The organism is Streptococcus sp. HMSC061D10 (assembly GCF_001808865.1).
Lineage (GTDB): Bacteria > Bacillota > Bacilli > Lactobacillales > Streptococcaceae > Streptococcus.
Window position 1 is genome coordinate 84,448 of record NZ_KV795008.1, and the last position, 26,390, is coordinate 110,837.

General features: G+C 41.3%; 23 protein-coding genes and 1 riboswitch. Of the genes, 17 read left to right on the forward strand and 6 right to left on the reverse strand.

All coding sequences use genetic code 11. The features are described 5' to 3' along the window. The first annotated feature begins 220 nt into the window (after positions 1-220). The 3 genes from malQ to HMPREF2728_RS11010 all read left to right on the forward strand — a co-directional run bounded on the left by malQ (position 221) and on the right by HMPREF2728_RS11010 (position 4,505). Positions 221-1,738: a 4-alpha-glucanotransferase gene (gene malQ / locus HMPREF2728_RS03270; RefSeq protein ID WP_075227017.1), complete on the forward strand. Its 1,518-nt coding sequence runs from the start codon at positions 221-223 to the stop codon at positions 1,736-1,738. A gap of 22 nt (positions 1,739-1,760) precedes the next feature. Beyond that, on the forward strand, positions 1,761-4,019 hold the full coding sequence (gene glgP, locus HMPREF2728_RS03275; protein ID WP_075227018.1) for a glycogen/starch/alpha-glucan family phosphorylase: 2,259 nt from the start codon (positions 1,761-1,763) through the stop codon (positions 4,017-4,019). 279 nt (positions 4,020-4,298) lie between these two features. Then, the gene (locus HMPREF2728_RS11010; RefSeq protein ID WP_083280541.1) at positions 4,299-4,505 is read left to right on the forward strand and encodes a hypothetical protein; all 207 of its coding nucleotides are present in this window, start codon (positions 4,299-4,301) and stop codon (positions 4,503-4,505) included. Positions 4,506-4,612: 107 nt separating this feature from the next. Here HMPREF2728_RS11010 and HMPREF2728_RS03280 read toward each other — a convergent pair whose 3' ends face one another. Next, positions 4,613-5,461, reverse strand: coding sequence for a putative RNA methyltransferase (locus HMPREF2728_RS03280; RefSeq protein ID WP_075227019.1), 849 nt, complete (start codon positions 5,459-5,461; stop codon positions 4,613-4,615). 151 nt (positions 5,462-5,612) lie between these two features. Here HMPREF2728_RS03280 and HMPREF2728_RS03285 point away from each other — a divergent pair, with 151 nt between their 5' ends. Both HMPREF2728_RS03285 and HMPREF2728_RS03290 read left to right on the forward strand, forming a co-directional pair. Beyond that, entirely contained in the window at positions 5,613-5,891 is a 279-nt protein-coding gene (locus HMPREF2728_RS03285) for a DUF6110 family protein (RefSeq protein WP_000910910.1), read from the forward strand. 1 nt (position 5,892) lies between these two features. Further along, positions 5,893-7,956, forward strand: a complete 2,064-nt coding sequence (locus tag HMPREF2728_RS03290) for a heavy metal translocating P-type ATPase (protein WP_075227020.1) — start codon at positions 5,893-5,895, stop codon at positions 7,954-7,956. A gap of 77 nt (positions 7,957-8,033) precedes the next feature. Here the strand turns inward: HMPREF2728_RS03290 and tyrS are convergent, their stop codons facing one another. After that, positions 8,034-9,290, reverse strand: a complete 1,257-nt coding sequence (tyrS, locus tag HMPREF2728_RS03295) for a tyrosine--tRNA ligase (protein WP_075227021.1) — start codon at positions 9,288-9,290, stop codon at positions 8,034-8,036. A gap of 289 nt (positions 9,291-9,579) precedes the next feature. On the opposite strand from tyrS, the gene mutL reads away from it, so the two are divergent. The 4 genes from mutL to HMPREF2728_RS03315 all read left to right on the forward strand — a co-directional run bounded on the left by mutL (position 9,580) and on the right by HMPREF2728_RS03315 (position 13,489). Further along, positions 9,580-11,529, forward strand: coding sequence for a DNA mismatch repair endonuclease MutL (mutL, locus tag HMPREF2728_RS03300; protein WP_075227022.1), 1,950 nt, complete (start codon positions 9,580-9,582; stop codon positions 11,527-11,529). Positions 11,530-11,650: 121 nt separating this feature from the next. After that, the gene (gene ruvA, locus HMPREF2728_RS03305; protein WP_075227023.1) at positions 11,651-12,244 is read left to right on the forward strand and encodes a Holliday junction branch migration protein RuvA; all 594 of its coding nucleotides are present in this window, start codon (positions 11,651-11,653) and stop codon (positions 12,242-12,244) included. A 9-nt stretch (positions 12,245-12,253) separates the two neighbouring features. Beyond that, positions 12,254-12,814, forward strand: a complete 561-nt coding sequence (locus HMPREF2728_RS03310; protein ID WP_075227024.1) for a DNA-3-methyladenine glycosylase I — start codon at positions 12,254-12,256, stop codon at positions 12,812-12,814. Beyond that, entirely contained in the window at positions 12,815-13,489 is a 675-nt protein-coding gene (locus tag HMPREF2728_RS03315; protein WP_075227025.1) for a CPBP family intramembrane glutamic endopeptidase, read from the forward strand. 44 nt (positions 13,490-13,533) lie between these two features. On the opposite strand, the gene HMPREF2728_RS03320 is transcribed toward HMPREF2728_RS03315, so the two are convergent. The 4 genes from HMPREF2728_RS03320 to HMPREF2728_RS03335 form a co-directional block, all read right to left on the reverse strand. Beyond that, positions 13,534-14,571: a S66 family peptidase gene (locus HMPREF2728_RS03320; RefSeq protein ID WP_075227026.1), complete on the reverse strand. Its 1,038-nt coding sequence runs from the start codon at positions 14,569-14,571 to the stop codon at positions 13,534-13,536. Between the two features lie 151 nt (positions 14,572-14,722). After that, positions 14,723-14,986, reverse strand: coding sequence for a SemiSWEET family transporter (locus tag HMPREF2728_RS03325; protein WP_049496815.1), 264 nt, complete (start codon positions 14,984-14,986; stop codon positions 14,723-14,725). A gap of 200 nt (positions 14,987-15,186) precedes the next feature. Next, positions 15,187-15,861 (reverse strand): DUF1129 domain-containing protein, encoded by a 675-nt coding sequence (locus tag HMPREF2728_RS03330; RefSeq protein WP_006146142.1) that lies wholly within the window; start codon positions 15,859-15,861, stop codon positions 15,187-15,189. Positions 15,862-15,873: 12 nt separating this feature from the next. Beyond that, positions 15,874-16,818, reverse strand: coding sequence for a magnesium transporter CorA family protein (locus HMPREF2728_RS03335; RefSeq protein WP_070458240.1), 945 nt, complete (start codon positions 16,816-16,818; stop codon positions 15,874-15,876). A gap of 142 nt (positions 16,819-16,960) precedes the next feature. Between HMPREF2728_RS03335 and uvrA the strand changes: the two genes are divergently transcribed. The 8 genes from uvrA to HMPREF2728_RS03375 all read left to right on the forward strand — a co-directional run bounded on the left by uvrA (position 16,961) and on the right by HMPREF2728_RS03375 (position 26,186). Further along, positions 16,961-19,792, forward strand: a complete 2,832-nt coding sequence (gene uvrA / locus HMPREF2728_RS03340; protein ID WP_075227027.1) for an excinuclease ABC subunit UvrA — start codon at positions 16,961-16,963, stop codon at positions 19,790-19,792. Further along, the gene (locus tag HMPREF2728_RS03345; protein WP_075227028.1) at positions 19,785-20,846 is read left to right on the forward strand and encodes a M24 family metallopeptidase; all 1,062 of its coding nucleotides are present in this window, start codon (positions 19,785-19,787) and stop codon (positions 20,844-20,846) included. The genes uvrA and HMPREF2728_RS03345 overlap by 8 nt, the downstream gene beginning before the upstream one ends. Positions 20,847-20,899: 53 nt before the next feature. After that, positions 20,900-21,053, forward strand: a riboswitch (M-box (ykoK) riboswitch). Positions 21,054-21,245: 192 nt separating this feature from the next. Then, positions 21,246-23,906, forward strand: a complete 2,661-nt coding sequence (mgtA, locus tag HMPREF2728_RS03350; protein WP_075227029.1) for a magnesium-translocating P-type ATPase — start codon at positions 21,246-21,248, stop codon at positions 23,904-23,906. Between the two features lie 135 nt (positions 23,907-24,041). Next, positions 24,042-24,440: a transcriptional regulator Spx gene (gene spx / locus HMPREF2728_RS03355; protein ID WP_000591165.1), complete on the forward strand. Its 399-nt coding sequence runs from the start codon at positions 24,042-24,044 to the stop codon at positions 24,438-24,440. Between the two features lie 66 nt (positions 24,441-24,506). Next, positions 24,507-25,079: an SP0191 family lipoprotein gene (locus tag HMPREF2728_RS03360; protein WP_075227030.1), complete on the forward strand. Its 573-nt coding sequence runs from the start codon at positions 24,507-24,509 to the stop codon at positions 25,077-25,079. 96 nt (positions 25,080-25,175) lie between these two features. Next, entirely contained in the window at positions 25,176-25,442 is a 267-nt protein-coding gene (locus HMPREF2728_RS03365) for an IreB family regulatory phosphoprotein (protein ID WP_000507060.1), read from the forward strand. A gap of 3 nt (positions 25,443-25,445) precedes the next feature. Further along, positions 25,446-25,865, forward strand: coding sequence for a Holliday junction resolvase RuvX (gene ruvX / locus HMPREF2728_RS03370; RefSeq protein WP_049502846.1), 420 nt, complete (start codon positions 25,446-25,448; stop codon positions 25,863-25,865). Between the two features lie 15 nt (positions 25,866-25,880). Then, on the forward strand, positions 25,881-26,186 hold the full coding sequence (locus tag HMPREF2728_RS03375) for a DUF1292 domain-containing protein (RefSeq protein WP_000017624.1): 306 nt from the start codon (positions 25,881-25,883) through the stop codon (positions 26,184-26,186). Positions 26,187-26,390 lie beyond the last annotated feature (204 nt).

Consider the following 26,390-nt stretch of genomic DNA (forward strand, 5'->3'; position numbering starts at 1 on the left):
AAAATAATTGAAGGGAAACGATTGCATGATTTAGAGGAAATTTAATAGGAGATGAAAAAATAAGAATATAGTATTTTTAAAAAGCTATAAAGGCAAATAATTTGAAAAAGTTTTTTTACAAACGCTTGCATTTATTTTAGAAATGGGTTATACTTTAGTTAGCGCAAACGTTTGCGCATAAAAAATGAAATATTTAACTATAAACACTTGAGGTGCTAATATGAAAAAACGTCAAAGTGGTGTGTTGATGCACATCTCATCACTTCCAGGAGCTTACGGAATCGGATCATTTGGTCAAAGCGCCTATGATTTCGTTGACTTCTTGGTTCGCACTAAGCAACGCTACTGGCAAATCCTTCCATTGGGAACAACAAGCTATGGTGACTCACCTTACCAATCATTCTCAGCTTTTGCAGGTAATACTCACTTTATCGATCTTGATATCTTGGTTGAGCAAGGTCTCTTGGAAGCTAGTGATCTTGAAGGGATTGACTTTGGTAGCAACCCAACTGAAGTTGACTACGCTAAAATCTACTATGCACGTCGTCCGCTTCTAGAGAAAGCTGTCAAACGTTTCCTTGAAGTTGGAGATGTGAAAGACTTCGAAAAATTTGCTCAAGAAAATCAATCATGGCTTGAACTATTTGCAGAGTATATGGCTATCAAGGAGCATTTTGATAATCTTGCTTGGACAGAGTGGCCAGATGCAGATATTCGTTCGCGTAAAGCTTCAACTCTTGAAAGCTACCGTGAGAAATTAGCTGACAAGCTTGTTTACCACCGCGTAACCCAATACCTTTTCTTCCAACAATGGTTGAAATTGAAAGCATACGCTAACGAAAACCACATCGAGATTGTGGGTGATATGCCAATCTATGTTGCTGAAGATTCAAGCGATATGTGGGCAAATCCACACCTCTTTAAAACAGATGAAAACGGGAAAGCAACTTGCATCGCAGGATGCCCACCAGATGAGTTTTCTGCTACTGGTCAGCTTTGGGGGAACCCAATCTATGACTGGGAAGCAATGGATCGCGATGGTTACAAATGGTGGATTGAACGCTTGCGTGAAAGCTTTAAAATCTACGATATCGTGCGTATCGACCACTTCCGTGGATTTGAGTCTTATTGGGAAATCCCAGCTGGTTCTGAAACCGCAGCACCTGGTAAATGGGTGAAAGGACCTGACTACAAACTCTTTGCAGCTGTTAAAGAAGAACTTGGTGACTTGAACATCATCGCTGAAGACCTTGGTTTCATGACTGATGAAGTTATTGAACTACGTGAGCGTACTGGATTCCCAGGAATGAAGGTCCTTCAATTTGCCTTCAATCCAGAAGACGAAAGTATCGATAGCCCACACTTGGCACCAGCTAACTCTGTTATGTACACAGGAACACATGATAACAACACTGTTCTGGGTTGGTACCGTGATGAGATTGATGATCCAACTCGTGAGTACATGGCACGCTACACAAACCGTAAAGAGTACGAAACAGTGGTGCATGCTATGCTTCGTACAGCCTTCGCATCAGTAAGTTTCATGACGATTGCAACTATGCAAGATTTGCTAGAGTTGGATGGTTCAGCTCGTATGAACTTCCCATCTACTCTTGGTGGAAACTGGTCATGGCGTATGACAGAGGAACAATTGACTCCTGCTGTCGAAGAAACTTTGCTTGACTTGACTACAATTTATCGCCGTATCAATGAAAATTTGGTAGAATTAAAGAAATAAGACATTATCAGGAGACATAAAAATGTTACCATTAAAAGAATTTGTACAAAATCGTTACAATAAATCTATCGCAGAATGTAGCAATGAGGAGCTTTACCTTGCTCTTCTTAACTACAGCAAACTTGCAAGCAGCCAAAAACCGGTGAACACTGGTAAGAAAAAAGTTTACTACATCTCAGCTGAGTTCTTGATTGGTAAACTCTTGTCAAACAACTTGATTAACCTTGGTCTTTATGACGAAGTTAAAAAAGAACTTGCTGACGCAGGTAAAGAGTTGATCGAAATCGAAGAAGTAGAATTGGAACCATCACTTGGTAATGGTGGTTTGGGACGTTTGGCAGCCTGCTTTATCGACTCAATCGCTACACTTGGATTGAATGGTGACGGTGTTGGTTTGAACTACCACTTTGGTCTTTTCCAACAAGTGCTTAAAAACAACCAACAAGAAACTATTCCTAACGCTTGGTTGACTGACCAAAACTGGTTGGTTCGCTCAAGCCGTAGCTACCAAGTGCCATTTGCACACTTTACATTGACATCTACTCTTTACGATATCGATGTACCTGGTTACAAAACTGCTACTAAAAACCGTTTGCGTTTGTTTGACTTGGATTCAGTTGATTCATCTATCATTGAAGATGGCATTAACTTTGACAAGACAGATATCGCTCACAACTTGACTCTTTTCCTTTACCCAGATGATAGCGACAAACAAGGTGAATTGCTCCGTATCTTCCAACAATACTTCATGGTTTCAAACGGTGCACAATTGATCATCGATGAAGCAATCGAAAAAGGAAGCAACTTGCATGACCTTGCTGACTACGCAGTTGTACAAATCAACGATACTCACCCATCAATGGTGATTCCTGAATTGATCCGTCTTTTGACTGAACGTGGTATCGAACTTGATGAAGCAATCTCTATCGTTCGTAGCATGACTGCTTACACAAACCACACAATTCTTGCTGAAGCCCTTGAAAAATGGCCTCTTGAATTCTTGGAAGAAGTGGTTCCTCACTTGGTACCAATCATCAAAGAATTGGACCGTCGTGTTAAAGCAGAATACAAAGATCCAGCTGTTCAAATCATTGATGAAAACGATCGTGTACACATGGCCCACATGGATATCCACTATGGATACAGCGTAAACGGGGTTGCCGCTCTTCACACTGAAATCTTGAAGAACTCAGAGTTGAAAGCTTTCTACGACATCTACCCAGAAAAATTCAACAACAAAACAAACGGTATCACATTCCGTCGTTGGCTTATGCATGCGAACCCAAGCTTGTCTCACTACTTGGATGAGATTCTTGGCCGCGAATGGCACCATGAAGCTTCTAAATTGGAAGACCTTCTTTCATACGAAGACAAGGCTGCTGTCAAAGAAAAATTGGAAAGCATCAAAGCTCACAACAAACGTAAATTGGCTCGTCACTTGAAAGAGCACCAAGGTGTGGAAATCAATACAAACTCTATCTTTGACATCCAAATCAAACGTCTTCACGAGTACAAACGTCAACAAATGAACGCTTTGTATGTAATCCATAAATACCTTGACATCAAGGCTGGTAACATCCCTGCTCGTCCAATCACAGTCTTCTTTGGTGGTAAAGCAGCTCCTGCCTACACAATTGCTCAAGACATCATCCACTTGATCCTTTGCTTGTCAGAAGTGATTGCTAATGACCCAGCAGTTGCACCACACTTACAAGTGGTTATGGTTGAAAACTACAACGTTACTGCAGCAAGCTTCTTGATTCCAGCGTGTGATATCTCTGAACAAATCTCACTTGCTTCTAAGGAGGCTTCAGGTACTGGTAACATGAAATTCATGTTGAACGGAGCTTTGACTCTTGGTACTATGGATGGAGCTAACGTGGAAATCGCTGAGTTGGTTGGAGACGAAAACATCTACATCTTTGGTGAAGATTCAGAAACTGTTATCGACCTTTACGCAAAATCAGCTTACAAATCAAGCGAATTCTACGCTCGTAAAGCGATCAAACCATTGGTTGACTTTATCGTGAGCGACGCTGTTCTTGCAGTTGGTAAGATTGAACGCTTGGAACGTCTTTATAACGAATTAATCAACAAAGACTGGTTCATGACTCTTCTTGACTTGGAAGACTACATCAAAGTGAAAGAGCAAATGCTTGCTGACTACGAAGACCGTGACGCATGGTTGGATAAAGTCATCGTTAACATTTCTAAAGCAGGATTCTTCTCATCTGACCGTACAATCGCTCAGTATAACGAAGATATCTGGCACTTGAACTAAGATATACAATTTAATAGTTATTACACTATCTAGCAAAAAAGCGAGTTTCAATTGAAATTCGCTTTTTTTGAATGTTATGGACTTGAGGTTGACTGGTCTCAAAAGAAAAGATAATTTGTCAATAATTTCTAGACTTAAAAATCAGACCTAGCGAACACTAAGAAGGCTGGTTGTACTACCTTTAAACCTCAGGTTCTTCTTAGCTATTACCTCAAATTTCTTGTATTTGTTTACAAACAGTATTATAATAGTATTATAGTAAAGAAAGAGGGTGTTCTTATGTGGAAAAAATATTTTTCAAAATATAAATGGACTGATTTATTTTGGATTCTTTTTGTAATTTGGTCATGCCTTTATATGGGTAATAGTTTCTCGTTTCCGCTTACTCATCAAGAAATCTCTTTTCATGGATGTTGTTATGGGGTATCACTTGCCTTATATCACTTGCTATTTATTGATAAATTTGTCATTTCGAATCGAAAATAAATGGAGAGGTCAAAACTTTTAATACTTTTCGGAAAGACAGTTAAAATCGTGTTTTAAACCCGCATCTCAAGAAGAGGTGCGGGCTTTGTAGTATCTCAAAAATTTATTTACAGTGCTTTTCCGACCAGAATCTCTGCTTCGATGGTAATTTCTGTCAACTGACTCCAGTTAATCTTGCTCTGGTCGACATGAAAGAGCAGGGGCGTCATGCTGAGTAAGGCTTGGCGTTGCTCTGTTGTGATAGGTTTGGTCAGAGAAACAATCTGACTAGATTGGATGCTGAAGTGTTCTTGGAAGTGTTCCTTAATATCTTGATTAGAATAATCCTTCTTTGTCAGCTGGTCCTGTACCATTTGACGGATTTCCTTGAGGTGGTTTTCAGTAGGAATGACCTTGATTAAGATGCCGTCCTTTGATAAGACTCGTCGGAATTCTCCGTAGTTGGCAGGTGAGAAAATATCAAGTAGGATATCCATGCTGGCGTCTTTTATAGGAAGGCGAGCTAAGTCACCAACAAACCAATTGACTGCCCAGTTGGGTTCACTTTTGGCAGCGATTTGAATCGAGTCTTTTGAAATGTCAAAGGCATAAAAGGTTTTTTCAGGGTGCACTTCTTGGAGTTTACGAGAGTAGAAGCCTTCGCCACAACCTATATCCAAGACTATTTTTGCGGATGGTTTAGTCGCTAGTAAGTCCGAGATGCCTTCTAAAATAGCCTGATAAAACCCAGCTTCTAGGATTTGCTGGCGATTTTGGAAGTTTTCCTTGTCGTAGTTGGCAGATTGCTTGATTTGAGGTGCCAGATTGACATAGCCGAATTTTGCAAGGTCAAAAGAATGGCGATTATCACACTTGAGACTAGTTTCTACCAAGGTGAGTTTTTTTTGGCAGATAGGGCAGGAAAAGGCAGTCGCAGAAGCAAAACGCTGGAGTTTTGGTTTGAGGTTTGTATTCATAGTTTAAGTGTATCAAAAGAGGCAAATGAAAGCAACTTTAGGAATAAGTAGATGGGAGATTCAGTAGAAATAAAACTAATTCTCCAATTTATAGAATAAAATTGCTTTTATATCTAAATTTCTATATAATAATGATAAGGAGGAAATAAGTATGTTAAAAGAAGTATTAACCGTTGCAAAAGTTGCGAAAAAATCATCACTCTTTTTGGGTGGTGTCGCATTTGGTACCCTTGGCTTGAAAATCTTAGCAAGTAAGGAAGCTAAAAAAGGTTATTCTAAAGCTTTGGCTAAGGCTTACAAGTTGAAAGACGGGCTAGATGCATCTGTTTCTGTTGTGAAACAACATGGAGACGATGTCTTGCAAGATGCCAAATATTTGTACGAGCAAGAGAAAAAAGAAGAGCAATTAGATAGCCTTATAGGAGAATAATATGTCTTTTAAAGTGCTACATAGAGGATACCAACATATCCGACTATCATCTTCTTTTTCACTCACCTTGGATATTCAAGACTATCTTCGTTCCTTGGCGAGAGATGAAAAGGGGATTGAGTCTATCCAGTTTTACATGGATCAACAGCACTTTACTCTACGTATAAAAGAAGGCTTTTCTGTATTAGATAATGCAGAAGCCTTTTTAAAAAGAATTGATAAAGGGAAAGTTTCTGAGTTGATGACTCTTCCCATTCGTAGAGAAGAGAGTGCTTATTCTATTGTTTCAGGTGCAGCGATTAAGCGTATACTTTTTCGTAGTTTTGTGCCGTATCCTATTCGCTATATATGGACTTGTTATCAGGCTTTTGGCTATATTAGAGAAGCCTATCAAACACTAGCGCGTAAGGAACTAACGATGGAGGTCTTGGACTGTTCGGCGATTTTATTGTCCTTGTTTATGAACCAATCCAAGACAGCTAGCAATATCATGTTTATGCTTGATTTGGGGAATCATTTAGATCAGTGGTCCTTGAAAAAAACTGCAACAGATTTAGAACAAAGCCTTCTTGCAAAAGAGAGCGATGTATTCTTAGTACAGGGCGATACGGTTGTTAGTATCAAGAGTTCCGATGTTCAAATAGGAGATGTCTTGGTCCTATCTCAAGGAAATGAAATTCTGTTTGATGGACAAGTAGTTTCAGGTTTAGGTATGGTCAACGAAAGTTCCTTGACGGGAGAGAGTTTTCCAGTTGAAAAAAGAGAGTCTGATTTAGTTTGTGCAAATACAGTATTAGAAACTGGAGAGTTACGCATTCGTGTAACCGATAATCAGATGAACAGCCGGATTTTACAACTGATTGAGTTGATGAAGAAATCTGAAGAAAACAAGAAAACGAAACAACGCTATTTCATCAAGATGGCGGATAAGGTCGTCAAATATAATTTCTTGGGGGCTGGGCTGACTTACCTATTGACAGGTTCTTTTTCTAAGGCTATTTCTTTCCTATTGGTCGATTTCTCCTGCGCTTTGAAAATCTCTACTCCTGTAGCTTATTTGACAGCTATCAAGGAGGGGTTGAATCGTGAAATGGTGATTAAGGATGGAGATGTTCTGGAGAAATACCTGGAAGTTGATACTTTCTTGTTTGATAAGACGGGAACAATCACAACTAGTTATCCTATAGTTGAAAAGGTGTTACCTTTTGGGGACTATAGTGAGGAAGATATTCTCAGAATCAGTGCCTGTCTTGAGGAACACATTTATCATCCTATTGCTAATGCCATCGTCAAGCAAGCTGAGATAGAGGGGATTGAACATGAGGAAATGCATGGGAAACTCCAATATATTGCAAGCAAGGGGATCAAATCTCATATAGATGGGCAACCAGTTCTTATTGGGAATTATGTCTTGATGCAGGATGAGCAGATTCATATCAGTTCAGAACAAAATGCTTTAATTGAAGAGTACAAGAGTCACTACAATCTCTTATTCTTGGCTTATCAGAATGAATTGATTGGAATGTTCTGCATTCATACTCCTTTGAGAAAAGAAGCAAAAGCAGCCTTGGAGAAACTTAAGGCACAAGGGAAAAAATTGATTCTGGCAACAGGGGACACCTTGGTTAGAACAGAGGAATTAGTCAAAGATTTGCCCTTTGATCAGGTCTATACAGACTTGAAACCTGATGGAAAATTTGAGTTAGTAGAGGAACTGCAGAAAGCAGGTCACACTATTTTGATGGTTGGAGATGGCTTGAATGACTCAGCGGCTCTAACCCTATCAGATATCGGTGTGGTGATGAATGAGAGTGCAGATATTTCTAAGCAGATGAGTGATATCTTATTGCTAGATAATCGCTTGGATTTCTTCCAAGAGTTGGATTCGCTATCATCATCTTTGCAAACACTCATCAAGAAGAATATTCAAGATACCGTTGTCGTAAATAGTAGTTTGATTGGCTTTGGCTTGTTTAATTGGCTCAGTCCTTCAAATCTCTCTATCTTACATAATCTAACAACCTTGCGCATTGTACTGCGTAGCCTGTCTATTAAGGCTAGATAGATGAAAGTTATTAACAGCAAAAAGGAGTTACCTTTCTCGAGGGTAACTCCTTTGTTTATAGGTAAATGTTGAACAGTTTAGTAAGTCAATACAAAATATTTTTTCTTCCCACGGCGGATAACGGTCAGTTCGTTCTCTAACTTATCTGCGTCACTCAAGACATAGTCAAGGTCTTGGATGCGGTCGCCGTTGACGTAGATAGCTCCGTTTTGGACGTCTTCACGGGCTTGGCGTTTTGAGTTAACTACACCAGATGAGACGAGCAGTTCCACGATATTGTGGTTTTCATCTGCTTGAACTTGGTAGTTTGGCACTCCACGAAGTCCTTGTTTGAGTTCTTTAACAGAAAGGTTTTTGATGTTTCCTGCAAAGAGTTGTTCAGTGATGTTGAGGGCTTCTTTGTAAGCTTCTTCTCCGTGAACAAGAGTCACGACTTCACGAGCGAGAATTTTTTGAGCCAAGCGTTCGTGTGGCGCTGCTTCAAATTGTTTACGGATTTCTTCAATCTCATCAAGTGACAAGAAAGTAAAGATTTTCAAGAAGCGAACAGCGTCTGCGTCCATAACGTTCATCCAGAATTGGTACATTTCATATGGGGAAGTCTTTTCAGGATTGAGCCAGACTGCGTTTCCTTCTGATTTACCAAATTTCTTACCAGTTGCGTCTGTGATGAGTGGAACAGTGATTACGTGACCAGTCTTATCAGCCTTACGACGAAGCAACTCTGTACCAGCAGTCATATTTCCCCATTGGTCAGAACCACCGATTTGGAGGGTTACATTGTGCTCTTGGTTAAGGACAAAGAAGTCATACCCTTGCATGATTTGGTAGGCAAACTCAGTGTAAGAAATCCCAGTTTCAATACGTTTCTTCACAGACTCCTTGCTCATCATGTAGTTGACAGTGAAGTATTTTCCGATATCACGGAGGAAGTCAATGAAGCTGATGCTGCCAAACCAGTCGTAGTTGTTGACCATGACAGCTTTATTTTCACCATTTTCAAAATCAAGAAAGCGAGAAAGTTGTCCTTGGATAGACTTGACCCAGCCATCTACTGTGTCTTTTGTTTGGAGACTACGTTCAGCATCTTTGAAGGACGGATCTCCGATGAGACCTGTAGCACCGCCAACGAGCGCATAAGGTTTGTGACCTGCTAGCTGCAAACGACGACTTGTCAAGATAGCGACAAGGTGGCCTAGGTGAAGGCTGTCAGCAGTTGGATCGTAGCCAGTATAATAAGAAACTTGACCTTCTTCTAGGGCTTTACGCAAAGCTTCTTCATCAGTCGTTTGAAAAATCAAACCACGCTCTTTTAGCTCATCAAAAATGTGCATGTGTCTTTTCTCCTTTTTAAAATATTGTTTCTACCTATTTTACCACAAACTTGGCAAATAACCTAGTAAAATCGGGAAGAAAGTTGCTTCTTGGACTTTTTTGGAAACGAGTGAAATATGGTATAATAGCACTAGCTTATACTCAATGAAAATCAAAGAGCAAACTAGGAAAATAGCCGAAGGCTGTACTCGAGTACGGCAAGGCGAGACTGACGTGGTTTGAATTTGATTTTTGAAGAGTATTATTTTCAGAGAAATAGATAAAAACAGTTAAGAAAGGGGCTGAAAGATGTCTCATATTATTGAATTGCCAGAGGTTTTGGCCAACCAGATTGCGGCAGGAGAAGTGATCGAACGTCCTGCCAGCGTAGTTAAAGAGTTGGTTGAAAATGCTATCGATGCTGGTTCTAGCCAGATTATCGTTGAGATCGAAGAAGCTGGTCTTAAGAAAATCCAAATTACCGATAATGGTCACGGGATTGCACACGATGAAGTAGAGTTGGCCCTCCGCCGTCATGCGACTAGCAAGATTAAGAATCAAGCTGATCTTTTTCGGATTCGGACCCTCGGTTTTCGTGGTGAAGCCCTGCCCTCTATCGCTTCTGTCAGTGTTCTGACTCTTTTGACAGCAGTGGATGGAGCAAGTCACGGGACCAAGCTAGTGGCTCGTGGGGGAGAAGTAGAAGAAGTTGTGCCTGCGACCAGTCCTGTTGGGACCAAGGTTTGTGTGGAGGATCTCTTTTTCAACACACCAGCTCGTCTCAAGTATATGAAGAGCCAGCAGGCAGAGTTATCTCATATCATCGATATCGTTAACCGTCTAGGCTTGGCCCATCCGGAGATTTCCTTTAGCCTGATTAGTGATGGCAAGGAAATGACACGGACAGCTGGTACGGGTCAACTGCGTCAGGCCATTGCTGGTATTTATGGTTTAGCCAGTGCCAAAAAAATGGTTGAAATTGAGAATTCTGACCTAGACTTTGAAATTTCTGGTTTTGTCTCATTGCCGGAATTGACACGGGCTAATCGCAACTATATCAGCCTCTTTATCAATGGCCGTTATATCAAAAACTTCCTACTCAATCGAGCTATTTTAGATGGTTACGGCAGCAAGCTCATGGTGGGACGTTTTCCACTAGCCGTTATTCACATCCATATCGATCCTTATCTGGCGGATGTCAATGTGCATCCAACTAAGCAAGAAGTGCGAATTTCCAAGGAAAGAGAGCTGATGGCGCTAGTTTCAGAAGCTATCGCAAAGAGTCTCAAGGAACAGACCTTGATTCCAGATGCTCTGGAAAATCTTGCCAAATCTACTGTTCGTAATCGTGAAAAAGTAGAGCAAACCATTCTCCCACTTAAAGAAAACAATCTCTACTACGAGCAAACGGAAGCAACAAGCTCTATTCCAGCTGAGGTTTCAGACAGTCAAGTAGACTTGACTGGAGAGAAACAGGATTTGAACCTCTTCGCCAAGGAAACCTTGGATCAGATGACCAAGTCAGCCAAACTGCATTTTGCAGAGAGAAAGCCTGTCAGCTACGACCAACTAGATCATCCAGAGTTAGATATGGCTAGTTTGGATAAGGCTTATGACAAGCTGGAACGAGAAGAGTCTTCTAGTTTCCCAGAGTTGGAATTTTTCGGGCAGATGCACGGCACCTACCTCTTTGCCCAAGGTCGAGATGGGCTCTACATCATAGACCAGCATGCGGCCCAGGAGCGGGTTAAGTATGAAGAGTACCGTGAAAGCATTGGCAATGTTGACCAGAGCCAGCAGCAACTCCTAGTACCTTACATCTTTGAATTCCCAGCAGACGATGCCCTTCGTCTCAAGGAAAGAATGCCTCTTTTAGAGGAAGTGGGAGTCTTTCTAGCAGAATATGGTGAGAATCAATTCATCCTTCGGGAACATCCGATTTGGATGGCAGAGGAGGAAATCGAGTCTGGTATCTATGAGATGTGTGATATGCTCCTTTTGACCAAGGAAGTTTCGATCAAGAAATACCGAGCAGAGCTGGCCATCATGATGTCCTGCAAGCGGTCTATCAAGGCCAACCATCGTATCGATGACCATTCAGCTAGACAGCTTCTCTACCAACTCTCCCAATGTGACAATCCATACAACTGTCCACACGGACGTCCTGTTTTGGTGCACTTTACCAAGTCAGACATGGAAAAGATGTTCCGTCGTATTCAGGAAAATCATACTAGCCTCCGAGAGCTAGGAAAATACTAATACTCTTCAAAAATCAAATATAAACTGCGTCAGCCATACCTTGCATAACTCAAGTTATGCCTACGGTTAGCTTCCTAGTTTACTCTTTGATTTTCATTGAGTATAAATTGAAGGGAAAATTATGTACGAATATCTAAAGGGTGTTATTACCAAAATTACTGCTAAATACATCGTCCTAGAAGCTAACAGTATCGGCTACATTCTGCATGTAGCCAACCCTTATGCCTACTCAGGGCAAGTCAACCAAGAAGCGCAAATCTATGTGCATCAAGTTGTACGTGAAGATGCTCATCTACTTTATGGATTTCGCTCAGAAGACGAAAAGAAGCTCTTTCTCAGCTTGATTTCTGTATCAGGCATTGGTCCTGTATCAGCTCTTGCTATTATCGCTGCTGATGACAATGCAGGGCTTGTTCAAGCTATCGAGACCAAGAACATCACCTACTTGACCAAGTTCCCTAAAATCGGTAAGAAAACAGCCCAGCAGATGGTGCTGGACTTGGAAGGCAAGGTGGTTGTGGCAGGAGATGCCCTTCCTGCTAAGGTGCCAGTACAAACCAGCGCTGAAAACCAAGAACTGGAAGAAGCTATGGAAGCCATGTTGGCACTGGGCTACAAGGCAACTGAGCTCAAGAAAATCAAGAAATTCTTTGAAGGAACGACAGATACAGCTGAGAACTATATCAAGTCTGCCCTCAAGATGTTGGTGAAATAGGAGATTTCTATGCCAAAACGTTGTGGCTGGGTTAAAATGAACAACCCGCTATATGTAGCCTACCACGATGAGGAGTGGGGGCAACCTCTCCATGATGACCAAGCACTTTTTGAGTTGCTCTGTATGGAGACTTATCAGGCTGGGCTATCTTGGGAAACGGTACTCAATAAACGCCAAGCCTTTCGTCAAGCTTTTCATGACTATCAAGTTCAAGGTGTTGCGGACATGACTAATGAAGAATTGGAAGCTTTGATGGATAATCCAGCTATCATCCGCAATCGTGCCAAGATATTTGCGACGCGGGCCAACGCTCAGGCCTTTCTACAAGTTCAGGCAGAATTCGGAACTTTTGATGCTTATCTTTGGTCTTTTGTTGATGGGAAAACTATCGTTAATGATGTTCCCGATTACCGTCAAGCCCCAGCTAAAACACCCTTATCTGAGAAATTATCCAAAAATCTCAAAAAACGTGGTTTCAAATTTACAGGTCCTGTTGCAGTTTTGTCATTTCTACAAGCTGCAGGTCTGGTTGACGACCATGAGAATGATTGTGAATGGAAGGGGAATTAAATGATGTCTGACAAAAATAAGGGAATTCTGATTTTTGTGCTCCTCTATACCATTCTCTTTGTGTTTGATGGCGTTAGATGGTTGGCTTCCTTGATGCCGTCTACCATTGCAAATTATCTAGTCTATGTAGTATTAGCACTATACGGCTCTTTCTTGTTCAAGGATAGATTAATCCAACAATGGAATGAGATTAGAAAAACTAAAAGAAAATTCTTCTTTGGCGTCTTAACAGGATGGATCTTTCTCATTCTGATGACTGTTGCCTTTGGATTTATATCAGAGTTGTTGAGGCAGTTTTTCGGGCTGGTCGGACAAGGTCTAAACCAGTCGAATATTCAAATTACCTTTCAAGAGCAACCACTACTGATAGCAGTTTTCGCCTGCATCATTGGACCTTTGGTGGAAGAACTCTTTTTCCGTCAAATTTTATTGAGATATTTGAGGAAAAGTCTGCCAACTTGGCTGAGTGTCTTTTTGGTCGGCCTTGCCTTTGCGCTTACTCATATGCACAGTTTGTCTTTATCAGAGTGGGTCGGTGCAGTCGGATACCTAGGTGGGGGCCTTGCCTTTTCTATTATTTATGTGAAAGAAAAGGAGAATGTCTACTATCCCCTACTTGTTCACATGTTAGGCAATAGCCTATCCTTTATTATTTTAGCTATCGGTAGTATGTGATGAAAATGCTAGTAACGATACTGAAAAAAGCTGAGAAATTCATCTCAGCTTTCTTTGTTATAGTCAAAGCGAATGACTTGCTCCGTTGCATCTACATGGGCGTGGACTCCGAAGGGGACAATAGCTCTTGGAGTTGCGTGTCCAACATTCAGATTATAGACAATTGGGATATTGCTGTCAATGATATCCAATAGTGCATCTTTATAGTCGTCATAGAAAGTTTCATCCATAGGTTTTCCGACCAAGAGTCCACTGATGACCGCGAATATGCCCGTGTCCTTTAAAGTCCGCAACATCTTTTTGAAGTCTTCAGGCTCAGGCTTTTCTTCGCTTGTTTCTAGCAAGAGGATTTTTCCTTCCCAGTCTGACAAGTCAGGGAAGAGTTTGTACTTTTGGCAGAGCTCCGTGCTGTCTGCGTATCGAGAGTTGTCAAAGATATCATAGAGAGATTCAAGACAACCGCCGAGAATTTCTCCCTCAAACTGAGCATTTCCTTGCAATAAGTCAAAACCTGTATTTACATGACTGATACGAGCTGTTCCCAGGGCCTTTGGACTAAAGTCAATCCGTTCCTCATACCAAACGTCACTAGGGCGGATTTCTGAGATTCTTCCCGTCTCAATCAATTCTTTAAAGTAGTGAAGGCTATAGGGCAACATCTCCTTGTCCAATTCACAAATGTCTGCTAGAAAGGATTGCCCATAAAAAGTTTTGACCCCTAGTTTATGCAACATGAGATGGTTCATGGTCGTATCCGAGAAGCTAAGAAAAATCTTTTGCTTGATAACCTTTTGAAGTTGGTCGTTTTCAAAAAGATAAGGTAGCAAACGATAGGTATCGTCTCCACCAATGGCGCATAGGATCATGTCGATACTATCATCAGAAAAGGCATGAATCAAATCCTCTGCACGTGCTTCAGGATGGTCCTTGATAAAGTCTAAGCCTTTTAGCGAATGGGGTAAAAAGATAGGATTGAGTCCCAAGTCCTTGAGACGTTGGACACCCAAGTCCACTTCGTGTTTGACAAAGTCTTCTCCGATAATGCCACTAGACAAACTAACAATACCAATAGTAGAAACCATATCTCATCCTCCTAGAAATAAATTGATGCTATTGTATCACAAAAGATGAGGAGAAACAACAAGAATTAGAATCAGAAAAAGGCTTTTAGATCACGAAAGTAAGCAAAAAAGCAACCGCTCGATGTGGTTGCTTTTTATAGTAGTTGCATTCTTATAGAGCAGTAAGGAAGGTCAGTCCTCCAAGGACAACCCCGGCCGAATTTGGAATGATTAGAATCCAGTCTTTCTTAGGTTCTTTTGTCCATCCGTAAATGACCCAGATTAAGCAAGAGACTGCTGCTGATAACGGTTGGAAAGGTTGAGCTTTATTTCCTTGTAAATTGGCAAAAATTTGAGGGATGTAGGCTATAAATACAATAATTCCGATAAAGGCACCAATTGAACCAACAATTTGATTAATTCTCTGTTTAGTCATATATATTTCTCCTTATTACTTTATTAGTATAACAGAAAAACAACTTGGATTCAAGGATAAAACCTCGGGATTCTAAGGGAGGCCTTTATATTAGAACGTTTTTAGAAAATGTAGCTACTTTTCTTTGGAGAATCGAAAAATGCTTTGGAGCCATAATAAAAGTAGTCTGTCTACAAAACACACTACTTTTATTGTTTATCTTAATATCTAGCTGGTCCTGCACTTGCGCTCTTGATGTTGAAACGTTTCTTGAGGTAGAAACGTAGGGCAAGGAGAGCTCCTCCAATCACCAACAAAACAAGAGGTGGTAAGCTGATGTTGATGGCTTGTGGAAGGAAGTTACTCAAGAAGAGGATGAAGACCCAGGCAAACATGGTTGCTAGCATGACCAAAAGTGATTTCCAGAATGGAGGACGTTGGCTACGGTCAGTATCAGGTCCGTAGTAGCGGTAGATGAAGTGGTAGAGCAGGTAAAAGGCAACTCCACCAAAAGCCCCTACGCTGATAAGTGTTACCAATCCGTAGGCCACAGGTTGGTTTGAGAAGAAGCTCATCAAGGCGCTAACTACTGCAAATAGTCCTGTGATGAAAAGGGCTGAATCCAACATCATCAATTTTGGATCGTCATTTTCCTTTGGATGTTCTTTCTCGTATTGCTCTTTTTCGCTGAAGCTGTGAGCCCAGTGAGTTGGTGCTCCATAGATAGAACGAGCAGTCACACCTTTTGGTTGTTCTTCAAGGATATGAGGAATGACTTCTTCAAGGATGGCCTTGATTTCAGCATCTGTCTTTCCGTCCTTGAGAAATTGCTGGGTTGCAATGTGGATAAATTCCTGGTTTTTCTTTGTTAATTCTTTTAAATCAATCTGTGACATAATAACTCCTGTTTAGAACCATTTTTTATGGATGAGGTAAAGAGTGAGAGAAACACTCATAGCAAAGGCGATAAAGACGATGAGCCAGAAAGCATGCGGTTCTCCGTTTAAAGGAATTTCATTATCCTTAAAGTTCATTCCGTAGGCTGAGAAAATCATGGTCGGGATGGACATAACGATGGTCACGAGGGCCAAGGTTTTCATGATATTGTTCTGGTTGTTTGAAATGATAGAAGCGAAGGTCTCTGTCATAGAGTGAAGGACGTTTCCGTAGATATCCGCCATCTCGATGGCCTGTTGCGTTTCAATCAAGGTATCTTCCAGTAAGTCTTCATCTTCGAGGTATTTCTTGATATTGCTAGTCGCACTGGTCAATTTTTTAATCACGCGCTCATTTGTCTTAAGTGAAGCTTTGAAGTAGACGATGGTCTTTTCCAACTCCATGAGTTCAATCAATTCTTCGTTTCGAGTAGATTTATGAAGTTGGCTCTCAATCTGCTCACTCTTACGTTCAATCGAACGGAGGGCAGTTAGGTAAATCTCCGCATTGCGGTATAGGATTTGGAAGATGAAGCGCGAACGCATGAAGGTATAGAAATTTCGAAGCCTACGATTGATAAAGACATCAAGAAGTGGTAGAGGCTCCAAACAAGTGGTAATAATAGCCTCTTCTGTGAGGATAATCCCCAAGGGAATGGTCACGTAGTAGGTCTGGTTGTTTCTTTCCTCTGTGATTGGGACGTCTACGATAATCAAGGTGTACTCATCTTCGATGGTGATACGTGACATCTCTTCCGCATCGAGCGGTGCACGGAGATCGGCGATATCAATATCAAAGGCCGAGGCGATTTCCATCGATTCGCTTTGAGTAGGATTGACGAGATTGATCCAAGTGCCCGGCTGGAGCGTATCGATCTCTTTAAATTCAGTTGTTGTTGAGAGAAAGACTTGTTTCATATCTCCTATCCTTTCCTAATCTAATCCGTGTTTCAGTGATTTTTGACACCGTACTATTATACTACAAAATCGGCTTTTTTGGTAATAGAATTTCACTTTTTTTGGTATAATGGAAAGCAACAATGAACTAGAAAGAAGTAATATGCAAGATAAGATTGTCATCCATGGGGCACGCGCCCATAATTTAAAAAATATAGATGTGGAAATTCCGCGTGACAAGCTAGTTGTGGTGACGGGACTATCTGGATCTGGAAAGTCTAGTTTAGCCTTTGATACCCTTTATGCAGAAGGGCAACGTCGCTACGTTGAAAGTCTGTCAGCCTATGCTCGTCAGTTCTTGGGCAATATGGAAAAGCCAGATGTGGACTCTATCGACGGTCTCAGCCCTGCCATTTCCATTGACCAGAAAACGACCAGTAAAAATCCACGTTCGACGGTTGGGACAACGACGGAAATCAACGACTACCTACGTCTCCTCTATGCTCGTGTAGGAACACCCTACTGTATCAATGGACATGGGGCTATCAAGGCTTCGTCTGTAGAGCAGATTGTGGACAAGGTTTTGGAATTGCCAGAGCGCCAGCGTCTGCAGATTTTGGCTCCTGTTATTCGAAAGAAAAAAGGGCAACACAAGACGCTGATTGAAAAAATTCAAAAGGATGGTTACGTACGTGTCCGTGTCGATGGGGTTGTCTATGATGTGACCGAAGTTCCTGAACTTGAAAAGAATAAGCAACACAACATTGACGTGGTGGTGGACCGTATCATCATCAAGGATGGTATCCGTAGTCGTCTTTTTGACTCTATCGAAGCAGCTCTCCGTATCGCTGAAGGATATGTAGTTATTGATACTATGGATGATTCAGAGTTGCTCTTTTCAGAACACTATGCTTGTCCAGTATGTGGATTTACGGTTCCAGAGTTAGAACCCCGTCTCTTCTCCTTCAATGCACCGTTTGGCTCCTGTAGTGAGTGTGATGGTTTGGGAATCAAGCTAGAGGTTGATACGGACTTAGTAGTGCCAGATGCTAGCAAAACTCTTCGTGAAGGAGCCTTAGCACCTTGGAACCCTATCTCTTCTAACTATTATCCAAATATGCTGGAACAAGCCATGACGGCCTTTGGAGTGAATATGGATAAGCCTTTTGAGGATTTGTCTGAGGCGGATAAACATCTCATATTCTATGGTTCAGATGGGAAAGAATTCCATTTCCACTATGAGAATGAATTCGGCGGAGTTCGTGATATCGACATTCCATTTGAAGGAGTGCTTGGAAATATCAATCGCCGTTACCATGAAACCAATAGCGACTACACTCGCACTCAGATGCGCCTTTATATGAATGAGCTAACTTGTGGCACTTGTCATGGTTATCGTCTCAATGACCAAGCCTTATCTGTTCGAGTAGGGGGAGAGAAAGGACTCCATATCGGAGAAATTTCAGACCTCTCCATCGCAGACCATTTGGAAGTTATTGACCAATTAACTCTATCTGAAAATGAAGCTATTATCGCTCGTCCTATCCTGAAGGAAATCAAGGACCGCTTGACTTTCCTCAATAACGTGGGCCTTAACTATTTAACGTTATCCCGCTCGGCAGGAACCCTATCAGGTGGGGAGAGCCAACGTATTCGCTTGGCGACCCAGATTGGTTCTAACCTATCAGGTGTCCTCTATATTTTGGATGAGCCGTCCATCGGTCTTCACCAGAGGGACAATGACCGTTTGATTGCCAGTCTGAAAAAGATGCGTGACTTGGGTAACACTCTCATCGTGGTAGAACACGATGAAGATACTATGCGAGAAGCTGATTATCTGATTGACGTCGGTCCTGGAGCGGGTGTCTTTGGTGGAGAAATTGTTGCGGCGGGAACGCCTAAGCAGGTAGCTCGCAACAGTAAGTCCATTACAGGACAGTATCTGTCAGGTAAACGTGCAATTCCAGTACCAGAAGAGCGTCGTGTCGGTAATGGTCGTTTTATCGAAGTGACGGGAGCGCGTGAAAACAACCTACAAAATATCACTGCTCGCTTCCCTCTCGGAAAATTCATTGCGGTGACAGGGGTGTCGGGTTCAGGGAAATCGACCCTAATCAACAGCATCCTCAAAAAAGCTATTGCTCAAAAACTAAATCGCAATTCAGACAAACCTGGGAAGTTTAAAACCATTACAGGAATCGAGCATATCGACCGTCTGATAGATATTGATCAAAGTCCAATCGGACGGACACCGAGGTCTAATCCTGCGACCTATACAGGTGTCTTTGATGACATTCGAGACCTCTTTGCTCAGACAAATGAAGCCAAGATTCGTGGCTACAAGAAGGGGCGTTTCAGTTTCAACGTCAAGGGTGGGCGTTGTGAGGCCTGCTCGGGTGACGGGATTATCAAAATTGAGATGCACTTCTTGCCAGATGTTTACGTAGCTTGCGAAGTCTGTCATGGGACTCGCTACAACAGTGAAACCCTGGAAGTCCACTACAAGGAAAAGAATATCTCGCAAGTCTTGGATATGACGGTCAACGATGCGGTTGAATTTTTCCAACACATTCCGAAAATTCAACGCAAACTCCAGACTATCAAAGATGTTGGTCTAGGTTATGTGACCTTGGGACAACCAGCTACGACACTTTCTGGAGGGGAGGCGCAGCGTATGAAGCTGGCTAGTGAACTCCACAAGCGCTCGACAGGTAAGTCTTTCTATATTTTAGATGAACCGACAACTGGTTTGCATACTGAGGACATCGCTCGCCTACTCACCGTTTTGTCTCGCTTTGTCGATGATGGAAATACAGTTCTCGTGATCGAGCACAATCTGGATGTCATCAAAACAGCAGACCATATTATCGACTTAGGACCAGAAGGTGGTGTCGGTGGCGGAACTATTATCGCAACAGGAACACCAGAGGAAGTAGCTGCCAATGAAGCTAGCTATACAGGACAGTATTTGAAAGGAAAGTTACATCATGAATAAACGTGTGCAAGCATTTTTAGATAAAATGCAAGAAAAAGAACTAGATGGAATCATTATCAATAACCTTAAAAATGTCTACTATTTGACAGGATTTTGGGGTTCAAATGGGACAGTCTTTATCAGTCGTGACCGTCAAGTCTTGGTGACAGATGCCCGCTATATCATTGCAGCCAAACAAGAAGTAACTGGTTTTGAGATTTTTGCAGAACGTGATGAGTTGGCAACTATCGCAAAGATTGCAAAAGATATGGGCCTTTCTCGTATCGGTTTTGAAGATGAGATTTCAGTTTCTTATTACCATCGCATGCAAACCGCCTTTGAAGGTTTGGAATTTCTTCCTCAGACTCAGTTTGTTGAAGCGCTTCGTATGATTAAGGATGAGACAGAAATTGCGACTATTCGTAAGGCTTGTTCCATCTCAGACCAAGCTTTCCACGATGCTCTTGACTTTATCAAGCCAGGTAAGACAGAAATTGAAATTGCCAACTTCCTGGACTTCCGTATGCGTGAATTAGGCGCTGCTGGTTTGTCTTTTGACACGATTCTAGCGAGTGGGATCAACTCTTCTAAACCTCATGCTCACCCAATGCATAAGCCAGTAAAACTAGGTGAAGCTATTACTATGGACTTCGGTTGCCTTTACGACCACTATGTCAGTGATATGACTCGTACTATCTACCTAGGTCATGTCAGTGACGAACAAGCAGAAATTTACAACACTGTTTTGAAGGCTAACCAAGCTCTGATTGACCAAGCTAAGGATGGCTTAGGTTTCCGTGATTTTGATAAAATCCCTCGTGATATTATTGTAGAAGCAAGCTATGGAGAATACTTTACTCACGGTATCGGGCACGGTATCGGACTTGATATCCACGAAGAACCTTACTTTAGCCAAACTTCCAAAGAGGTTATCAAAACTGGTATGGTCTTGACTGATGAACCGGGTATTTATATTGAAGGTAAATACGGGGTTCGTATCGAAGATGATATCTTGATTACAGATACAGGTTGTGAGTTATTAACCCTTGCTCCAAAAGAATTAATCGTAATCTAAGAAAAATGAGATAAATCGTTGACTTTTACTAGTTAAAGGTTTATACTGAAAGGCGAAAACGGTAGGTGAGGCTACCATAGGGATACGGATGACTACCGCAAAGCAGTGGAGACACTACTCGTTGGTCAACAGTCCTGGTCGCGAAGGTCAAGACTAAGCTCATTACATCGCCCTATGGAGTTAAAGCTTGAACGAAAACAGATAATAAGTTTTTTAGTCCTACCATTTTATGGCAGGACTTTCTGCTGTTTTAGAACAAAGAAAGGAGACAAACGATGCAAATTGACGATCATCCAGAACCGCACATACACAGCCAATCGCTGATTTGTGTCGTTTTGTCCTTATAAAGTGATTGGTCCCTGTGTATGAAATTACCATTCATACAGATAGGAGAAACCAATGAAAACTACAAAAGAAAGATTAGCAGCAGCTATTCAAACTCCATTTAAAGAGAGTCTAGCTTTTTACCATACAAGTCTAAAAGGCTTAGATTCAGAACAAGTCGAAGAAAACCGTGACTTATATGGTGAAAACACCATCACCAAGGGTCAAGAGGATTCTATCTTTAAAAAGATTTATGAGTCCATTATCAATCCTTTCACAATCATTTTGCTTGTGATTGCCTTTATCTCTCTCGTTACAAATGTCTGGCTTGCCAAACCTGGCCAAGAGGACCCAACAACATCTATCATTATCGTTGTCTTGGTTTTGATTTCAGGAGGCATCCGTTTTGTCCAAGAATTGCGGAGCGACAAGGCAACAACCAACCTTTCAAAAATGATTGTCAATACTGCAACTGTTATTCGTGATGGTCTTGAACAAGAGTTACCAATCGATGAGTTGGTTGTAGGAGATCTCGTGAAATTGAGTGCGGGAGATATGATTCCTGCAGATGTTATCTTGTTTGAATCCCGCGACTTTTTTGTTCAACAGTCAGGTTTGACTGGAGAAAGTGATGCAGTTGAAAAGCTTGCTTTAAATAAAGCCACTAGTCAAAATATAGAGAGTCTTTTAGAAGCAGAATCTTTGGCATTCATGGGGACAAACGTTATTTCGGGAAGTGCTACAGCTATGGTTCTGGCAGTTGGTGATGACACCATGATGGGAGCCATTGAGCAGACTCTCAACACCTACGATGAACCAACTTCTTTTGAACGTGAAATGAACAGCATTTCTTGGCTCTTGATCCGCTTGATGCTTGTCATGGTTCCAATCGTGTTTTTCGCAAATGGTTTGACCGATGGAGACTGGCTAGAGGCTGGAGTATTTGCCTTGAGCGTCGGTGTCGGACTTACACCAGAAATGCTTCCGATGATTATCACAGCTAGCTTGGCCAAAGGTTCCATTATCATGGCCAAGGAAAAAGTGGTCATCAAAAAACTTAATGCTATTCAAGACTTAGGAGCAATTGATATCCTATGTACGGACAAAACTGGAACTCTAACGCAAGATGAGATTGTCTTAGAATACCCTTTGGATATCCATGGTGATTTGGATATGGCAGTCTTAAGAAGAGCTTATCTAAATTCACATTTCCAAACAGGTTTGAAAAACTTGATGGACCGTGCCATTATCAGTAGAACCGAAAAAGAAGCTAAAGAACACGTTATTCTACAAGATTTGGATAAAATCTTCCAAAAGATTGATGAACTGCCTTTTGACTTTGAACGTAGACGCATGAGTGTCATCGTCAAAGACGATAGCAATGTCGTTAGCATGGTTACCAAAGGTGCTTTGGAAGAAATGTTGACCATTTCGACTCATGTGGAATATCGCGGAGAAATCATTCCCCTAACTGAAGACATTCGCCAAGAAGTACTGGCAGAGGTTGGTCAATTAAACCGTCAAGGTTTGCGTGTTTTAGGTGTTGGCTACAAGTCAGGTCTACGAGAAGATTATGCCTATGCTGTGACTGATGAAAGTGACATGATCCTTACAGGTTACCTTGCCTTCTTGGATCCGCCAAAACCATCTGCAGCACCCGCTATTCAAGCTCTGCTTGAGCATGGTGTCAAAACAAAAATTTTAACTGGGGATAACGAAAAAGTAACCCAAGCCATTTGTGAAAAGGTTGGTTTGGACGTTGAGCATATGCTCTTAGGGGCTGACATTGACCAAATGACAGATCAAGAATTGGCAGAAGCGGTTGAAAGTGTAACAGTATTTGCTAAATTGTCTCCTGACCAAAAAGCGCGTATCATTTTACAGTTAAAGAAAAATGGTCATGCCGTTGGTTATATGGGAGATGGGATCAACGACGCTCCATCCATGAAGGTGGCAGATGTCGGTATTTCTGTAGATACAGCGGTAGACATCGCCAAAGAAACAGCGGATGTTATTTTGCTAGACAAGGATCTCATGGTTCTTGAAACTGGTATCGTTGAGGGCCGTAAGGTCTACGCCAACATGACCAAGTACATCAAGATGACCGTCAGTTCAAACTTTGGGAATATCTTCTCACTCCTTGTTGCGAGTATTTTCTTGCCATTTCTACCAATGGCCCCTGTTCATCTCATTGTCCTAAACCTAGTCTATGATTTGTCTTGTGTGGCATTGCCATTTGATAATGTGGATCAAGACTTCCTTAAACAACCCCATACATGGGAAGCAAAATCCATTACGCGATTTATGGTTTGGATGGGCCCAATATCATCTATCTTTGATATTTTGACCTTTATCTTCCTCTACTTTATCATTGTTCCTTTGGTAACAGGTCATCACTATGTTCATGGGTCAGAATCTGCCCTTCAGTTTATTATCTTGTTCCAAACAGGATGGTTCATCGAATCTATGTGGTCTCAAACCATGGTCATCCATATGCTTCGTACAGCAAAAGTTCCTTTTGTACAAAGCAGACCAGCTTGGCTTGTGATTTTGATGACTTTGGTTGCAGCCTTTTTCGTAACCAGCCTACCTTATGGACCACTGGTAAATATTCTTCGTCTAGCACCCTTAGGATTTCCTTACTTCTTGTTCTTAATCTGTATTATTTTCTTGTATATGTTTAGCGTTACAGTTATTAAGAAATTTTACATTAAGAAGTATAAAGAATGGTTATAGTCCGTGTTTTGTCAAGAAAAAAGTTCAAAAATTGCCAAAAAAGTTAAAATTTTTTAAAAATAGGTCGCAAGTCCGATGTTTTTTATGGTATAATAGTCTAAACTGATAGTAACATGTAGCGAAAGGGGTAGGTACATGATCAAAATTTATACAGTCTCAAGTTGTACTAGCTGTAAAAAAGCGAAGACCTGGCTCAATGCCCACCAGTTAAGTTATAAAGAACAAAACCTCGGTAAGGAAGGAATCACGAGAGAAGAACTACTTGATATTTTGACAAAAACAGACAATGGAATTGCAAGTATCGTATCATCGAAAAATCGTTATGCAAAGGCTCTTGGTGTTGATATCGAAGATTTGAGTGTCAATGAAGTGCTCAACCTAATCATGGAAACACCACGTATCTTGAAAAGTCCGATTCTTGTAGATGAGAAACGCCTACAGGTTGGCTATAAAGAAGACGATATCCGTGCCTTTTTGCCACGCTCTGTCCGTAATGTGGAAAATGCAGAAGCGCGTTTACGTGCGGCTCTATAAAACATCAAGGCTGGGAGTGACTCCTGGCCTTCTCTAATATTTAAATTGGATAACATGTGAGGATTTATGAAAAAGTTAGTCATTGGAACATTCGCAGCACTATTTTTGCTCGTTGGATGTGGTCAGAAAAAAGAAACAGCAGCTTCAACTACTGAGAGTTCTCAAGAAGCCCTACAGTCTACCTTGCCCGTATTAGAAAATGCAACCAAGAATACAGTTGTTACTAAGACCTTGGTTTTGCCAGCTGATGAGAGTGGTGCTCAGCAAACTCAAATCATTACCTACAAAGGCAATCAATTCTTAAGTTTGACCATTCAGCAAAAGCGTCCTGTATCAGAAGATTTAAAAAATTATATTTCTGAGCGAGGATTAGATGAAGCTAAAAAAGCTCTTAAAGAAGCTGAGGACAAGGATGAGTCTGTTCAAGCGGCTCGAAAAATTTCAGGATTTACCATCGAAACGACTCTTTTAAATGAGAAAGAGATGGAAACCAAGACTAGCTATGATTTCCAAACACTGGATCTCAAAAAAGCAAGTGAAAACGAATACTTGAAGAATGTTGGACTGGAAAATCTATTGAAAAACGAACCAGAGGACTATATTGCTAATCGTGTTGCAAATGGGGCAACAATCCAGTAAAAAGTCAGAGAAAATCAGCAGAATCAGACTGTGTGATTTGTAGAACGACCGCGAATGTGCTATAATAGTACTATTCTAAGGAAAGAGGGTGTTAGAATGGGATTTACTGAAGAAACCGTACGTTTTAAATTGGACGATTCCAATAAAAAAGAAATCAGTGAAACATTGACAGATGTCTATGCTTCTTTGAATGAAAAGGGCTATAACCCTATTAACCAGATCGTGGGCTATGTTCTCAGTGGAGACCCAGCTTACGTTCCTCGTTATAACAATGCACGAAATCAAATCCGTAAGTATGAGCGAGATGAAATCGTTGAAGAATTGGTTCGCTACTACCTTAAAGGACAAGGAGTCGATCTATAATCTATGAGAATTATGGGATTGGACGTTGGTTCCAAAACGGTAGGAGTAGCGATTAGCGATCCGTTAGGTTTTACGGCACAAGGGCTTGAAATCATCCAAATCAATGAAGATCAAGGTCAGTTTGGTTTTGAACGCCTCAAGGAACTCGTTGAAACCTATAAGGTAGACCGTTTTGTTGTTGGTTTGCCTAAAAACATGAACAATACCAGCGGACCGCGCGTGGAAGCCAGTCAAGCCTATGGAGCCAAACTAGAAGAACTCTTTGGTCTACCAGTAGAGTATCAAGATGAACGCCTAACTACGGTCGCTGCAGAGCGTATGTTGATTGAGCAAGCGGATATTAGTCGTAATAAACGTAAAAAAGTTATTGATAAACTAGCTGCTCAATTGATTTTGCAAAATTATTTAGATAGAAAATTTTAAGACAGAGGAGAAACTATGTCACACGATCACAACCACGATCACGAAGAACGTGAACTTATTACACTTGTAGATGAGCAAGGAAACGAAACTTTGTTTGAAATCCTTTTGACTATTGACGGAAAAGAAGAATTTGGTAAAAACTATGTCCTTCTTGTACCAGTTAATGCAGAAGAAGATGAAAACGGTGAAGTTGAAATCCAAGCATACTCATTCATCGAAAATGAAGATGGAACAGAAGGCGAATTGCAACCAATCCCTGAAGATTCAGAAGATGAATGGAACATGATTGAAGAAGTCTTCAACAGCTTTATGGAGGAGTAAAAACATCCGGGGGATGTTTTTACTCCTGCTTCTAGAAATAAGAAAAAGCAGGAACGTCCGGGGAACATTTTTACCCTTACGCTAAAAATAAAGACCGTAAGTAAGTCTGGGAGACTGTATCAGCCCAACTCCCAGAAACTGGAGAGAGTTGGAACATCCGGGGGATGTTTTTACCCCTGCTTCTAGAAATAAGAAAAAGCAGGA

Excerpts from the sequence above, each read along its gene's own strand:
- malQ (WP_075227017.1), top strand. The coding sequence starts at position 221 with ATGAAAAAACGTCAAAGTGGTGTGTTGATGCACATCTCATCACTTCCA.
- glgP (WP_075227018.1), top strand. The coding sequence starts at position 1,761 with ATGTTACCATTAAAAGAATTTGTACAAAATCGTTACAATAAATCTATC.
- HMPREF2728_RS11010 (WP_083280541.1), top strand. The coding sequence starts at position 4,299 with ATGTGGAAAAAATATTTTTCAAAATATAAATGGACTGATTTATTTTGG.
- HMPREF2728_RS03280 (WP_075227019.1), bottom strand. The coding sequence starts at position 5,461 with ATGAATACAAACCTCAAACCAAAACTCCAGCGTTTTGCTTCTGCGACT.
- HMPREF2728_RS03285 (WP_000910910.1), top strand. The coding sequence starts at position 5,613 with ATGTTAAAAGAAGTATTAACCGTTGCAAAAGTTGCGAAAAAATCATCA.
- HMPREF2728_RS03290 (WP_075227020.1), top strand. The coding sequence starts at position 5,893 with ATGTCTTTTAAAGTGCTACATAGAGGATACCAACATATCCGACTATCA.
- tyrS (WP_075227021.1), bottom strand. The coding sequence starts at position 9,290 with ATGCACATTTTTGATGAGCTAAAAGAGCGTGGTTTGATTTTTCAAACG.
- mutL (WP_075227022.1), top strand. The coding sequence starts at position 9,580 with ATGTCTCATATTATTGAATTGCCAGAGGTTTTGGCCAACCAGATTGCG.
- ruvA (WP_075227023.1), top strand. The coding sequence starts at position 11,651 with ATGTACGAATATCTAAAGGGTGTTATTACCAAAATTACTGCTAAATAC.
- HMPREF2728_RS03310 (WP_075227024.1), top strand. The coding sequence starts at position 12,254 with ATGCCAAAACGTTGTGGCTGGGTTAAAATGAACAACCCGCTATATGTA.
- HMPREF2728_RS03315 (WP_075227025.1), top strand. The coding sequence starts at position 12,815 with ATGATGTCTGACAAAAATAAGGGAATTCTGATTTTTGTGCTCCTCTAT.
- HMPREF2728_RS03320 (WP_075227026.1), bottom strand. The coding sequence starts at position 14,571 with ATGGTTTCTACTATTGGTATTGTTAGTTTGTCTAGTGGCATTATCGGA.
- HMPREF2728_RS03325 (WP_049496815.1), bottom strand. The coding sequence starts at position 14,986 with ATGACTAAACAGAGAATTAATCAAATTGTTGGTTCAATTGGTGCCTTT.
- HMPREF2728_RS03330 (WP_006146142.1), bottom strand. The coding sequence starts at position 15,861 with ATGTCACAGATTGATTTAAAAGAATTAACAAAGAAAAACCAGGAATTT.
- HMPREF2728_RS03335 (WP_070458240.1), bottom strand. The coding sequence starts at position 16,818 with ATGAAACAAGTCTTTCTCTCAACAACAACTGAATTTAAAGAGATCGAT.
- uvrA (WP_075227027.1), top strand. The coding sequence starts at position 16,961 with ATGCAAGATAAGATTGTCATCCATGGGGCACGCGCCCATAATTTAAAA.
- HMPREF2728_RS03345 (WP_075227028.1), top strand. The coding sequence starts at position 19,785 with ATGAATAAACGTGTGCAAGCATTTTTAGATAAAATGCAAGAAAAAGAA.
- mgtA (WP_075227029.1), top strand. The coding sequence starts at position 21,246 with ATGAAAACTACAAAAGAAAGATTAGCAGCAGCTATTCAAACTCCATTT.
- spx (WP_000591165.1), top strand. The coding sequence starts at position 24,042 with ATGATCAAAATTTATACAGTCTCAAGTTGTACTAGCTGTAAAAAAGCG.
- HMPREF2728_RS03360 (WP_075227030.1), top strand. The coding sequence starts at position 24,507 with ATGAAAAAGTTAGTCATTGGAACATTCGCAGCACTATTTTTGCTCGTT.
- HMPREF2728_RS03365 (WP_000507060.1), top strand. The coding sequence starts at position 25,176 with ATGGGATTTACTGAAGAAACCGTACGTTTTAAATTGGACGATTCCAAT.
- ruvX (WP_049502846.1), top strand. The coding sequence starts at position 25,446 with ATGAGAATTATGGGATTGGACGTTGGTTCCAAAACGGTAGGAGTAGCG.
- HMPREF2728_RS03375 (WP_000017624.1), top strand. The coding sequence starts at position 25,881 with ATGTCACACGATCACAACCACGATCACGAAGAACGTGAACTTATTACA.